The sequence below is a fragment of the Nitrosomonas sp. genome, assembly GCF_040256045.1.
In the GTDB taxonomy this organism is placed as follows: domain Bacteria; phylum Pseudomonadota; class Gammaproteobacteria; order Burkholderiales; family Nitrosomonadaceae; genus Nitrosomonas.
This window is the reverse complement of the sequence record NZ_JBDZWD010000054.1, coordinates 1-12785: the sequence shown is the minus strand read 5'-3', so window position 1 is coordinate 12785 and position 12785 is coordinate 1. Positions and strand designations below refer to the sequence as shown.

Here is a 12785-nt window from a genome sequence, read left to right as displayed (position 1 = left end):
TTTCTCTGTTTTGAGGCAATTAAACAATTGCATATTGGATAAACCAGGAATAAAGTTACTCAGAGTAGGGTTTTTGAATTCGATAAGGATTGGTTCTTTTCTGCGAAGGGTTTTCAGCTTATTGAACGAGTAGTGTGCTTGTCTTGAATCATCCTGTTTCGGATCACGTGTTGTCAGACGATTCTGTTCATTTGCTTTTGGTATAACCATGAGGAGTCACTGAAATGAATAATACGGTCAGAGCCTGGTTGGGAAAATCACGTGAAGAACTGGATGAAATCTATCGTCATGCCATGCCAGGAAATATTCCGACAGGCGATACACACGGCACGGCAATTCTGGCGGGATCACTCTTTTCAAAAACAGTAGCTGCCTTTGCACGTCTTTTTGCCTGGCAGGGCAAGGTATTTGATTTATTTTGTCCGGGCGGTCAGGCGGGTGTCCTTGTCAACAAGATTACACCGTTTGGTTTGACCTTTATCGTTGCCAAGGTATATCGCGATAAGAGCTGGCTCGATGGCAAAGACACCATCGTCATCGATTACTCTAAAACCTCCTTCGTTGCCAAGGTGATTCGCGATGAAATTCGCGAGGTCGAACCTGGTGTTTATCTTGGAAAAGTCTGGTGGGGCAAAACGCGCGTCCTGGATTTTGCGCTGACGCAAAGCGATACCCAATAACACGCTATCCAACTGTTTTCGGGGTAGAAGACCATGACACCTCAATCTGCCTTTATGATTGCTGCGACGGTACGTGTCGGGAAACTGCAGGATTTACGTACCTTGCTCGCTTCGATGAATAAAATCCCCGGGCATGCTGATCCTGATAATGACCTGATTCCGTTCGGAAAACTGGATCGTTTGCATTTTGCACGGTTTGTGATCATAGAAGCAAAAACACTGCAAGAGATTAAAGAGTTTGGTGTAAAACCACGGCCATGGCGGCCCATGCTTGCTTTTCTGGGGGATATTGACGGGGATGTGCATACTTTCCTGGCAGAGCTCGTGGAACGTGCAGAATCGGGGCTGACAAAGATCTTTTCCCATTGTGATGATTTCCCCGAGGAAAATCAGAATCTGCTGGAGTGGATAAAGATGCGTAATGTCAACCCCGGTGCCAATTACGTTAACTGGATAGGACGAACCGTCAGGCAGATCCATGAGGAAGCAGCGCTACATCACAGCCTGTCTGATTATTTACAAAAAATTGTTGCAGAGGTCGGGCGGGAAAATATTCGTACTCTACGGCAAAAGCTGTTGTCGCATGTCGAAATGGAAAAGTATAAAGGCAGGCTTGTACTTTCCCTGCCAGAGCTGACGCCGAGTGAATGGAGAACCCGTAATCTGTTGCATAAAATCGGGGTGCCGCTGATCCTGTTGCTTTTCTCTCCATTGCTATTGGTTATCGCTCCCTTCTTTGCATTATGGTTGAGAAGACGAGAGCGTTCCGATCCCGAACTCTTTATCCGGCCTGTCTACGCACATATCAAAGCGCTTTCCGAACAGGAAGATTGGGATGTCAGCAATCAATACAGCGTGTTCGGTGATGTAAAACCAGGGCTGTTCCGCCTGTTGACCTTCAAATTCATCCTCCTGCTGACCAACTGGTTTGCCAGGCATATTTACAATCACGGCTTTCTTGCGCGTATTAAAACAATCCATTTCGCCCGCTGGGTATTCATGGATAACAACCATCGCATTTTCTTTGCCAGTAATTACGATGGCAGCCATGAAAGTTATATGGATGACTTCATCAACAAGGTTGGCTGGGGGTTGAACCTGACCTTTAGCAACGCTGTCGGCTACCCGACGACAAGGTGGATGATTAAGGAAGGCGCGCAGCGTGAGCACGCATTCAAATACACGCAAAGGCGGCATCAAATACCGACAGAGGTCTGGTACAAGGCTTATCCGGGGCTGACCGCCGTTGATCTGGCGCGCAATAGTCGTATTCGGCAGGGCGTGGAAATTCGCCAGTCGGATGATGCGGAAATCCGTGAATGGCTCAGCCTGATCTGAGAGGGGGTATACAAATGGAAAAATCCAGCGATTTTGAGTTTGATGATGTGCAGGGATTGCTGCGTTTTGGATATGGAAAGCTGGCTGATACTTGCTTCATGCTGCTGAAAATTGCAGATGCCAGTGCTGCCAAACAATGGTTGAGCACAGTGCCGGTCAGCAGTGCCATTGCAATCCGTCCATCGCCTGATACGGCGCTACAGATCGCTTTTTCCGTGCAGGGTTTGCGGGTATTGGGCGTTGATGAATCGATCATCGATGGTTTCTCCGATGAGTTTGTTCACGGCATGACCAGAAATGAAAACTGCTCTCGTCGGCTGGGTGATATCGGGCGCAATGCACCCAGGTACTGGAAATGGGGCAGGGATACGGATGTGCCCCATGTCTTATTATTGCTTTATGCCAGAAAGGGCAGTCTTGATGCCTGGAAAGCGACTGTAGAAGGCGAGTATTTCTCACAGGCATTTCAGCTGCTGCAGTATCTGCCCACCTCGGACATGGGGCGAACTGATCCTTTTGGGTTTGAGGATGGGATCAGTCAGCCCGCGATTGACTGGTCAGATCGGCATGACACGGATTCACATGCAAACGATCGTTACACCAATTTACTGGCCGTCGGCGAGATGATACTGGGTTATCCCAATGAATATGGGCAATATACCGCACGACCGCTGATCGACCCCCAAAAAAACAGACTTGCCGTGAATCTGCCGGATGCCGAAGATGACCCTTCACGGAAAGATTTTGGCCGCAATGGAACGTATCTGGTACTTCGGCAACTGGAGCAGAATGTTCCCGGTTTCTGGCAATTTCTCGACAAGGTATCAGATTCCATCCCGGAGAAGCGGGAACAGCTTGCTGCATCGATGGCGGGCAGAGAACGGAATGGTACGCCCTTGATTGCGGAGCATATTCCGGGAATTTCGCCCAAGGATCATGGTAATCATTTTACCTATGACCTGGATCCGAAAGGAAACCATTGCCCGGTTAGCGCTCATGTACGCAGAGCTAATCCCCGGACAGGCGATTTGCCGACGGCAGTAACTGGTACCGGTGCAATTACGCTGATAAGCCGGCTGGTAAAAATCCTGGGATTTGGCCAAAAACCGGAGGAAGATCTCATTGCTTCCTCTCGTTTTCACCGTTTGCTGCGGCGTGGTCGCAGTTATGGCGCTGTCCTTGCGCCGGAAGACGCCGTCAAACCGAACGCCCCTGCTGCTGAACGTGGTTTACAGTTTATCTGCCTGGTAGCCAACATAGGGCGACAGTTTGAATTTGTCCAGAATGCCTGGATTGTGAATAGCAAGTTTGGTGGTCTGCAGGAGGAACCGGATCCATTGCTGGGAAATCGCGAACCGCTGATAAACGGTAACAGCACGGATCATTTCAATCGTCCTACTCCATCCGGACCAATGCAAAAGGTTTGTCATTTACCGCGGTTTACGACGGTACTGGGCGGCGGATATTTTTTCATGCCCGGGTTGCGCGCACTCAAATACATTTCAGCATTACAGCCTAACGGAAATGGCGGTTCATCATGAACATGACAATCAAAAACCGGGTACTCAAGGCGATTCACAATTTCCTGATTTTGTTGCTGCGCATCGAGCGTCGCCTGGAGCCATGGTTTCGGACGCAGTGGGATTATCTTTTTCGAGAACCTGGCTCAAGATTGATCCAGTTTCTGATTAATCGGCGACGCAAGAACAAGGATCCTGATCTTAAACTGGCTGAGGAAAGATTTGATCCTGACGAAGAAGAAAGCCTGAATAAAATAATCGATCTCATGATGGATCAAATGCGCGGACGCTTCAAACCGGGAGAGTATGAACGGGGGGGCAATACCAAAACACACGGTATCGTGCGTGCCACCATCACTATCCGGGATGATCTGCCGGAGCATTGCCGCAAAGGTATTTTTGCCAATCCACGCAGTTACCCGGCTTATATCCGCTATTCCGGACCGGGCCCGAATGTGCCTGCTGATATCAATGATGTCGGGTTTATGAGTATGGCGATAAAAATCATGGGAGTGCCGGGAGAAAAACTGATGAGTGAAGAAAAATTGACACAAGACTTCATTGCAACCAGCGGGGGAGCGACATTTGTTACGCCCAACACGCGGGAAAATGCCAAGTTGCAATACTGGAGCCTGGTGGATATGACACTTTATTATTTTCTCAATCCGAAAGACGCTCATTTGCTCGATTTTTTCATGCAGAGCCTGTGGACAGCAACTCAGTACAATCCGCTGGGACAGCGCTACTGGAGCTGTACACCTTATCTGCTGGGTGAAGGCCAGGCAATGATGTATTCATTTGTGCCAAAAACGAAGGATGTTGAAAGGCATATTCCCGGTTTACCTTTTGGTACACCACCGTTTAATTATTTACGGGAGAATATGATCAAGACGCTCAATGAAAAAGATGTCGAGTTTGATCTCATGATCCAGGTACAAACCGATCCCCATTTGATGCCCATCGAGGACAGTTCAGTACGCTGGCCGGAAAAGCTTTCTTCATTCATTCCTGCCGCCACCATCCATATCCCTAAACAGAAATTTGATTCGGATGCGCAGTTCGAGTTTGCCAAGCGTTTGAAAATGAATCCCTGGCATTGCCTTCCCGAACACCGGCCGCTGGGTAATATCAACCGGGCACGTTTCAGAATGTATTACGAATTATCCCGATTCCGCCAGGAGATGAATGAAACCACTCACCTTGAACCGACAGGAGATGAAGTATTTGATTAATTGTCTTCTGTTCGAATACCTGATCATAAGGTGATTTCGGCTACCCGGGTTTTAGGAATCTCTGATTAAACCCTCTATAAGCCACAACCCTTACGGGTACTGGTTTTGCAGACGGGGACTGCAGCGTTGAACTTGTTGCGAAGGGGCCAACCATTCACTGCTTCACTCGCCTTATAGTCCATCCGCAAAACACAGTGTGCGGCCATGTAGGACTTGATCAGAGGTTCCTTAGAGAAAATTCTTGCCAATCAGGCTGGCTTTGAGTATCGTCCGATAAAACGAGAATAAAAGCAGAAGTCGGTTTTACTCATTCTCATCCATTGCAGCAATAGTTGAAGGTCGACTGACCATCATCATGGTACAGGCAAAACTGAATGGTGGCCGTCGAGTGTAATTGATCATTTTCATACACGCAGGGCCAACCGCAAGGAGTATATAACCATGAGTTTTGCAAATATTATCGGTCAGTTTTTGCAACAAGGTCTTTCAGAACAAAGTCGTTCGCGCCTGAATCAGACTCTCGGTTCACTGGAACTGGACGGAGCTGGCGGCAAGCTGGAACAGTTTCTCGGAAATTTACTGAATGGTAATGAGAACGATGGCAAGCGTAATACGGCGTCGACCGGTAGTGGTGGTTTACTCAATCTGATACGCGGTTTCTTTGGCAGTAAACAGACCGAGAATCTTACCGGAGGTCAGCTGACCGGTATCGGGGCGCTTGCAGGAGCGCTGCTGAGTGGAGGTACCAAAGCAAGCAAAGGAGCACTTGGCGGCAGTGCCATGGCGATTCTTGGTTCTCTGGCACTGAATGCCCTGAAGGGGCATTTGGCTGCCAGCAATACCTCGGCCAGTGCAGCCAATATTGACCGACATGCCATGGAAGCGATTAATGATCCAGATACCCAGCGTTTGATTGTGCGTGCGATGATTGCTGCCGCAAAGGCCGATGGCGTCATTGATGAACAGGAAAACGTGCGTATTCTGGGCAAGGTGGGTGAGGATGGTGTTACCGAGGCCGAACGACAACTGGTAGAAGAGGAATTGCGTCGTCCAGCAGATATGGCTGCACTGGTAGCTGCGGTACCGAATCAGGTAGTTGCAGCCGAAGTTTACGGTGCCTCATTACTGGCGATCAATGTTGATACTGAGAAAGAAGAGGATTATCTGCGGGAGCTGGCAAAACGGCTAAGTCTGGATGCAGCAACAATTGCCCGGTTGCATCAACTTACTGGTGCTCCTGAAATAAGCTGAGTACGTATATTTTCCAGCCAGGCAGTATTTTCAAGTGCCCGGCTGGAACAGAAGAATGGTATTTTTTATCCAGTTCCAACAGAGAACAGGTGATCTGCATACTTCAAATGCCATCTGTTATCAGGACAAAAATTCTCCCTGCTGAGGTGGTATTGTGCGATTTCTGTCAATTATCATAGTCGCAATATTCTGTGCTTTTTCTGTAAGTGCTGCGCCAGCGGCACCTGATGATTCTTATATCGCCGGTTATGCTGCAGCCATTCTGAAAATTCAGTTTGGGGTTGATCTTCCTTCGTTAACCGTACGGAACGGCAATATTACACTGCCAGCAGACAAGTTGCTGGCAAAAGATCATGCCAGGATTACGCAGCTGTTCTCAGAGATTCCCGGTGTTACCAGAGTGGAAATCGTGGAGTACACCGCCCAGCAACCTTTATCAGCTTCCCCGGAGCCGGTTGAAGCGATTGTCGATAAAGGTGCTCTGGCAACACGCTCAACAATGCTGGCAATCGGCCTCCTGCCGGAAGGTCATTTATTCAAGCCATTACTGGCGGATCCGCGATGGAATCATTTCTCGGCTGCCTACCGCAATTATGTGGGAAAAAATGTAGACGGCAACCATAACGGCTCTGTCAGCTTCGGTGAGACGATACCATTTTACCGTGCCAATATCGGGCAATCGATTGTGCAATGGGAGGTCGGGCTCCAGGCCGGTATATTCAGTGACTTTAACCTGGGTGCTTCCTCAACTGATCTCATCAATACGGATTTTATTGGCGGAATTTATACCGGCGTACGGGCAGGAAACGCATCTGCCTTTGCGCGTATCTATCATCAGAGCTCTCATCTCGGTGATGAATTCCTGTTGAGAAAACTGACTGATGTGGAGCGTATCAATCTCAGCTATGAAGCTGCCGATCTCAGACTTTCCTATGAATTCCCGTATGGAATACGTATTTATGGTGGCGGTGGCGGGATGTTTCGCAAAGAACCATCGGCAATCAAGCCCTGGTCAGTGCAATACGGTATAGAGTTCAGAAGTCCGTGGCAAATGGAATTTGCACTGGTACGACCAGTTTTTGCGGTGGATATCAAGAACCATGAACAAAACAATTGGCATGCCGATATCTCTGCCAGAGCCGGTGTTCAGTTCGATAATTTCCAGACTTTCAACAGGAAACTTCAATTTATGTTGGAGTATTTCAATGGATATTCCCCTACCGGCCAGTTTTTCAGGGAAAAGGTCGAATATCTCGGCATTGGTGCGCACTACCATTACTAGACTTGATACGGAATCCATCCAGATTCTGATTTGCTGATTGGTATTTATACAGACTTGTTTCCCGGATAGAGGGAATATTCATCGAACACGTCCGTCGATTCGACTTGCAGTATAATCAATCGCTTTGGGTAGGATACTGTCATGGAAGCCGAACAAATCAATGTAATGATTGAACAACTGGAAAGCATGAAGCAAAGAAGTCTTGATTTGCGGAGGTATCTTTGACTTCGATGCCAAGCAAATACGGCTGACAGAGCTGGAACGCCAGTCTGAAGATCCCGCCATCTGGAATGATCCGGACCGCGCCCAGGAAATGGGACGTGAGAAAAAATCCCTCGAAAACATTGTCCATACTCTGCAATCGGTTGATCGTCAATTGCGGGATACGCATGAGCTGCTGCAAATCGCCCAGGAAGAAAACGACGAGGAAACCCTGCAAAGCATTGCTGATGACGTTACGGAACTCGATCAGAGGCTGGCTGGAATGGAGTTTCGCCGGATGTTTTCCGATCCGATGGACCCTAATAACTGTTTTATCGACATCCAGTCCGGTTCAGGTGGAACTGAAGCACAAGACTGGGCATCGATGCTGGAAAGAATGTATCTGCGCTACTGTGAACGGCGCGGGCTGAGAGTGGAACTGCTGGAGGAATCGCCTGGCGACGTAGCCGGTATCAAGAGTGCTACGCTCAAAATAAGCGGTGAATATGCCTATGGCTATCTGCGCACGGAAACCGGTGTGCATCGATTGGTGCGCAAATCACCGTTTGATTCGGGCAACCGGCGGCATACTTCCTTTGCCAGCGTGTTTGTCTATCCGGAAGTGGATGACAGTATTGAAATCGACATCAACCCGGCCGATTTGCGGGTGGATACCTTTCGTGCCTCAGGCGCGGGTGGGCAGCACATCAATAAAACCGATTCGGCTGTCCGGATCACGCATATTCCAACCGGTATCGTCGTCCAATGCCAGAGTGGCCGTTCCCAGCACCGTAACCGTGCTGATGCCATGACGGTACTGAAATCCCGCCTGTATGAAGCGGAGCTGAGAAAACGTAACGAGACCAAACAGGCCATCGAGGATTCCAAAACCGATATTGCGTGGGGTCATCAGATTCGCTCCTATGTGCTGGATCAGTCCCGTATCAAGGATTTGCGTACTAACATCGAGATTGGTAACACTCAGGCCGTGCTCGATGGCGATTTGGACACATTTATCGAAGCCAGTCTCAAGCAGGGGATATGACCCGTATACCACCCGGTGAGGTATGGATGGTACGGCCGGTATTCCGAAATAAAACATGACACCGACCCTCATCGAACTGATGGGTGCGGGGTTGTTTGCCCTTGCCATCCTGCACACGTTCTGCACCGGATTCTTCAAGCGACTGGCGCATATCCAGCCCGCGCACGCCGGGCTGTGGCATCTGCTGGGCGAGGTGGAGGTAGCATTCGGTTTCTGGGCGCTGGTGCTGGTGGTAGTGCTGTTCACCATCGAAGGTGAAGCCGCAGCGATACATTACGTCGATTCCCGCAATTTCACCGAACCAATGTTCGTTTTTGCCATCATGGTGGTTGCAGGTACCCGCCCGATTTTGCAGACAGTGATGGCTACAGTTCATCTGGTCACTCGCCTCATTCCCCTGCCGGGTGGTATGGGGTTCTGCTTTACCATCCTGACATTGATTCCTCTGCTCGGTTCGTTCATTACCGAGCCTGCTGCCATGACACTGGCTGCACTGATTCTGGCCGAACGTATTTTCGCGAAAAGGATTTCCGCACACATGAAGTACGCCCTCCTCGCTGTACTGTTCGTGAATGTTTCCATCGGCGGCACATTGACACATTTTGCCGCCCCCCCCGTTCTGATGGTAGCGAGCAAATGGAATTGGGACACAGTTTTTATGCTGACGACTTTCGGCTGGAAGGCAGCCATCGCCGTAGTGGTGAATGCGCTGTGTGTCACATTGCTGTTCCGTGAAGAACTGCGGCTGTTGCCGGTAACCGAGAACAATCGTCATGAGGCTGTACCGCCTGTGCTGGCCGGGGTGCATCTGGCGTTTCTGGCAGGCATCGTGATCTTCTCTCATCACCCGGCCATGTTCATGGGGCTGTTCCTGTTTTTTCTGGGAATTACCCACGCCTATCAGCAATATCAGGATCGACTGATTCTGCGTGAAGGTCTGCTGGTTGCCTTTTTTCTGGCCGGGCTGGTAGTGTTGGGCGGCCAGCAGCAGTGGTGGTTGCAACCGCTGCTGATGAGCATGACCAGCGACCAGATGTTCCTCGGTGCAACCCTGCTGACCGCAGTGACCGACAACGCAGCACTGACCTATCTGGGCTCTCTGGTCGAAGGATTATCCGATGATCTCAAATATGCCCTCGTCAGTGGTGCAGTGACGGGAGGTGGCCTGACTCTCATTGCGAATGCACCCAATCCGGCGGGTATAGCTATCCTGCGTAATCATTTCGATGATGAGGCGGTGCACCCCTTCAGGCTGTTGCTGACTGCAGCAATCCCCACCTTCATTGCGGCACTGGCATTCCGGTTGCTGTAATCAAACCTGAGATTTCTTAAATCTTATTGAACTAAACCTCTATAATGTACATTTCCTATGTACGTTACAGGATTATCTATGACATCCGTTAATGTGACCGAATTACGGCAACATTTACCCGAATACCTGAAGCAGGTACAGGCAGGCGAGGAAATTACAATCACTTTGCACGGCAGGACCATTGCTCGCATTGTGCCTGAACATAAAAAAAGCAAATGCGAGGAAGTACTTAAACGTTTGGATATGCTGCGTGGCACGGTCATCGCGGGTGATATTCTTGCTCCTTTAGACGAGGTATGGACAGGTGATACCGATCATCTGTGATACTCACGTTTTGCTGTTCTGGGCTGATCGTCCTGAGCGATTAACGACGATCGCCCAACAAGCTCTGGACAGTGGAAAAGCGCAGGGTACGCTGGCGTGTGCTGCTATTAGCTTCTGGGAAATAGCGGTACTGTTTCGAAAAAACAGACTGGTATTACCTGCTCAGCACACACCGCTTTCTTATATGGAAGATATCGCTACATCACTGGAACTGACTATTCTTCCCCTCACACCGGCAATCGCCGCATTGGCTGAAAGCGGTATCGTGATACAGAATGACCCGGGTGACAGATTGATCGCTGCAACGGCCATTGCGTATCAGGCACCTCTCATTACTGCTGATGAAAAATTACGTGCAACACCGGGCCTGAACTGTATTTGGTGATGTGATCAACACAGTAGGATGCGGGTTCGTACCTCACCGTATCCTACTATGCTGGATTCAGTGGTAAAAGAGATTTGGAACAATAAAAACCTGAACCAAATTGAATATCAGATATTCTCCTTACCCCTGTTTTGCTATAGCAGTTGGAATAGCTTCTACTTCACCATTCAGCCCCATCAACAGTGTTTCAACCTCTATTTTTGGATATTTTTTATTGATCATATCTTTGAGCTGTGTGAGTCTTGCAGTATGTTCTGCCGTTTCTCTATTTGTATCCTTGGAATAATCTTCTCCAAGTAATATCTTGTATGCACCACAGTCACGATGATCCATTACCATGACGGTGTGTATCTCGTGTAGATTGACCGCCAGGTCGAGATGATCCCAAAAAGTCCTGCTCCAGGCAGGATATTTATCTGTAATAGCACCCAGTGAAGCACCGGCCAGTACAATATGGTCATAGTTGTGGTACAACCCTCGACGGAGCATGTAGCGTTCAATTTCATCCATCAGACGGTAATCCATACAACTTAACAGTAATGTACCTGCTTTCTTTTCTGCGCGGACTTCCGATATTCCTGATATTACTGAAAATAAACCCATGCTACTACCAAGAACAGCGAGCTGAAGAAATTTCCTCCGGTTGGCTTGCGGAAACGGAACATCTTCGGTTGTGTGTGAACAAGATTGTTTTTTCATTTTCTCTCCATAAAATTTTGTAACCGCTAATCATAGATATTTTTTAAATATATTTTCAACCTCTTTGTTATTATGGCTAATCAGCTGTAACTTATATTCATATAGAATAATTTGAATTGGTAAAAAATATATATAAATTAATAGGATGCAGTTTGTACCTCACTATATCCTACCGGCTACTATGTAGCGGTAAAATCGTAGCTTGACCGGGTTAGAGCGTACGGAAAAATTTTTATGTGGAATCAGATCTTGAAGAAAGTAACCGTTTCAATAATGCTGTTGCTCTGCATCAACGTAAGTGTTGCTGATACTTCAACCAGTGTTAGATGCGCTGAGAGTGGCTCTGCATCCGCCTATTCCCGTTCAGGAAACAGTGTTTCATACTCAAGTGTAAATTGTTCGAGTAACAATGAACAAAACGCAATAACACCAAGTGACATAGCAGCCAGCAAATCCTATTTGCCTGAACCGTATACATCATTGGTTTTATCTGGCGCGCTCAATATTGAGATAAAAACCGGCAGTGAAAACAGGGTCACAATTTCCGGAGATAGCAATTATGTGGAATCTGTTGAAGTCGATTCATCCGATGGAGAATTAATCATCCGCAGGCCAGGCCCAGGAAATGATAACCTCAATGTAATTGTAGAAAGTATCTCACTTCAAAAACTCAAAATCTCCGGGGCGGGTAGCACAAACATTTATGGTGATTTTCCAGATGGCTTATCTGTCAGAAAAAGGGGTGCCGGTAGTATAAATATCGAAGGTCAGGCAAGCATGCTTAAGTTGAATCTATCCGGGGCGGGTAATATAACTGCAAGAGATTTCACAGTAGATAATGTTGAAATTGATACTGCAGGTGCGGGCAATATAGCTGTATGCGCTAAAAAATCGGTGGCAGGATCACTTGCTGGTGCCGTGTATTTCAAGGTTTACTGCAATCCGTTTCAAAGATCAGTCAACACGCGAGGGGTTTCACGCGTCAGTTATCGGTAAATGTAACCTCTGACAGTTATTTCTCTACTGTCTGTAGCCTTCATATGATGCAAATAGGGCATATATGTCGTACCTGTTTGTATGTGATTGGTTATTTCTATCCGTCTGTATGTTGCTCGGTTGTTTCATCTGGACCGACGCAGCGCAAGCGCCGAAAATAGTTGTGATAAGGTTTTACGTCCCGACTGAGCACACTTAGATTGGCAACAGCCGCATGGGCGCCAATGTAGAAATCCGGCAACGGTATGAGTCGAGTGCCACCCCGACGACGATAGTTCAGATAGGCTTTCGCCGCCAGCCCGGCACACGACCATGGTAAGGGACTGCGCAGGGTATCGTAGATATCGAGCATCGTATCCAGAGCGTCTATATCTGGTCCCGGGATAAGCAACTCAGTGTAGATCATCAGATTGATGTGCAGGGGCGCCTGCTCGCTACAGACCTGAAGCTGATCTACGGCCCAGTCGTGCCACTGGCTATCGGTGTCCATGCAGTCGATCCAAATATTGGTATCGACTAA

14 protein-coding genes are annotated in these 12785 nt (G+C 48.3%); 11 read left to right on the top strand and 3 right to left on the bottom strand.

Features of this window, described 5'->3' with window-relative positions:
• Nucleotides 1–210: hypothetical protein (locus ABUL11_RS09560; protein WP_350283627.1), on the bottom strand; the 210-nt coding region annotated here is incomplete at its 3' end.
• A gap of 14 nt (nt 211–224) precedes the next feature.
• Here ABUL11_RS09560 and ABUL11_RS09555 point away from each other — a divergent pair.
• From ABUL11_RS09555 to ABUL11_RS09510, 10 genes are all read left to right on the top strand, one after another.
• Entirely contained in the window at nt 225–680 is a 456-nt protein-coding gene (locus ABUL11_RS09555) for a hypothetical protein (protein ID WP_350283626.1), read from the top strand.
• Between the two features lie 33 nt (nt 681–713).
• A complete protein-coding gene (locus ABUL11_RS09550) occupies nt 714–2018 on the top strand; it encodes a hypothetical protein (protein ID WP_350283625.1) in 1305 nt (434 codons plus the stop codon).
• Nucleotides 2000–3559 (top strand): Dyp-type peroxidase, encoded by a 1560-nt coding sequence (locus ABUL11_RS09545; protein ID WP_350283624.1) that lies wholly within the window; start codon nt 2000–2002, stop codon nt 3557–3559. The genes ABUL11_RS09550 and ABUL11_RS09545 overlap by 19 nt, the downstream gene beginning before the upstream one ends.
• Nucleotides 3556–4770, top strand: a complete 1215-nt coding sequence (locus ABUL11_RS09540; RefSeq protein WP_350283623.1) for a catalase family protein — start codon at nt 3556–3558, stop codon at nt 4768–4770. Before ABUL11_RS09545 ends, ABUL11_RS09540 begins: the two co-directional genes overlap by 4 nt.
• Nucleotides 4771–5211: 441 nt before the next feature.
• Complete coding sequence (locus tag ABUL11_RS09535; protein ID WP_350283622.1) at nt 5212–6021, top strand: tellurite resistance TerB family protein; 810 nt, start codon at nt 5212–5214, stop codon at nt 6019–6021.
• 154 nt (nt 6022–6175) lie between these two features.
• A complete protein-coding gene (locus tag ABUL11_RS09530) occupies nt 6176–7303 on the top strand; it encodes a DUF1207 domain-containing protein (protein WP_350283621.1) in 1128 nt (375 codons plus the stop codon).
• A 141-nt stretch (nt 7304–7444) separates the two neighbouring features.
• A protein-coding gene (prfB, locus tag ABUL11_RS09525) for a peptide chain release factor 2 (protein WP_350283620.1) occupies nt 7445–8549 on the top strand; the annotation gives its coding sequence in 2 pieces (ribosomal slippage) (nt 7445–7525 and nt 7527–8549; 1104 coding nt in all).
• A gap of 55 nt (nt 8550–8604) precedes the next feature.
• Nucleotides 8605–9861 carry a putative Na+/H+ antiporter gene (locus tag ABUL11_RS09520; protein WP_350283619.1) on the top strand — a complete coding sequence of 419 codons (1257 nt, stop codon included), beginning with the start codon at nt 8605–8607 and terminating at the stop codon, nt 9859–9861.
• 78 nt (nt 9862–9939) lie between these two features.
• Nucleotides 9940–10185 carry a type II toxin-antitoxin system Phd/YefM family antitoxin gene (locus ABUL11_RS09515; protein WP_350283618.1) on the top strand — a complete coding sequence of 82 codons (246 nt, stop codon included), beginning with the start codon at nt 9940–9942 and terminating at the stop codon, nt 10183–10185.
• On the top strand, nt 10166–10570 hold the full coding sequence (locus ABUL11_RS09510; RefSeq protein WP_350283617.1) for a type II toxin-antitoxin system VapC family toxin: 405 nt from the start codon (nt 10166–10168) through the stop codon (nt 10568–10570). The genes ABUL11_RS09515 and ABUL11_RS09510 overlap by 20 nt, the downstream gene beginning before the upstream one ends.
• Nucleotides 10571–10690: 120 nt before the next feature.
• Here the strand turns inward: ABUL11_RS09510 and ABUL11_RS09505 are convergent, their stop codons facing one another.
• Complete coding sequence (locus ABUL11_RS09505; RefSeq protein WP_350283616.1) at nt 10691–11269, bottom strand: carbonic anhydrase; 579 nt, start codon at nt 11267–11269, stop codon at nt 10691–10693.
• 234 nt (nt 11270–11503) lie between these two features.
• Between ABUL11_RS09505 and ABUL11_RS09500 the strand changes: the two genes are divergently transcribed.
• Nucleotides 11504–12265 (top strand): head GIN domain-containing protein, encoded by a 762-nt coding sequence (locus tag ABUL11_RS09500; protein WP_350283615.1) that lies wholly within the window; start codon nt 11504–11506, stop codon nt 12263–12265.
• Between the two features lie 97 nt (nt 12266–12362).
• Here ABUL11_RS09500 and ABUL11_RS09495 read toward each other — a convergent pair.
• Nucleotides 12363–12785: type II toxin-antitoxin system VapC family toxin (locus ABUL11_RS09495; RefSeq protein ID WP_350283614.1), on the bottom strand; the 423-nt coding region annotated here is incomplete at its 5' end.

What these genes read in the sequence shown, in the direction of transcription:
- ABUL11_RS09535 (WP_350283622.1), top strand. Translation starts at nt 5,212, where the DNA reads ATGAGTTTTGCAAATATTATCGGTCAGTTTTTGCAACAAGGTCTTTCA.
- ABUL11_RS09540 (WP_350283623.1), top strand. Translation starts at nt 3,556, where the DNA reads ATGAACATGACAATCAAAAACCGGGTACTCAAGGCGATTCACAATTTC.
- ABUL11_RS09505 (WP_350283616.1), bottom strand. Translation starts at nt 11,269, where the DNA reads ATGAAAAAACAATCTTGTTCACACACAACCGAAGATGTTCCGTTTCCG.
- ABUL11_RS09515 (WP_350283618.1), top strand. Translation starts at nt 9,940, where the DNA reads ATGACATCCGTTAATGTGACCGAATTACGGCAACATTTACCCGAATAC.
- ABUL11_RS09550 (WP_350283625.1), top strand. Translation starts at nt 714, where the DNA reads ATGACACCTCAATCTGCCTTTATGATTGCTGCGACGGTACGTGTCGGG.
- ABUL11_RS09545 (WP_350283624.1), top strand. Translation starts at nt 2,000, where the DNA reads ATGGCTCAGCCTGATCTGAGAGGGGGTATACAAATGGAAAAATCCAGC.
- ABUL11_RS09500 (WP_350283615.1), top strand. Translation starts at nt 11,504, where the DNA reads ATGTGGAATCAGATCTTGAAGAAAGTAACCGTTTCAATAATGCTGTTG.
- ABUL11_RS09555 (WP_350283626.1), top strand. Translation starts at nt 225, where the DNA reads ATGAATAATACGGTCAGAGCCTGGTTGGGAAAATCACGTGAAGAACTG.
- ABUL11_RS09520 (WP_350283619.1), top strand. Translation starts at nt 8,605, where the DNA reads ATGACACCGACCCTCATCGAACTGATGGGTGCGGGGTTGTTTGCCCTT.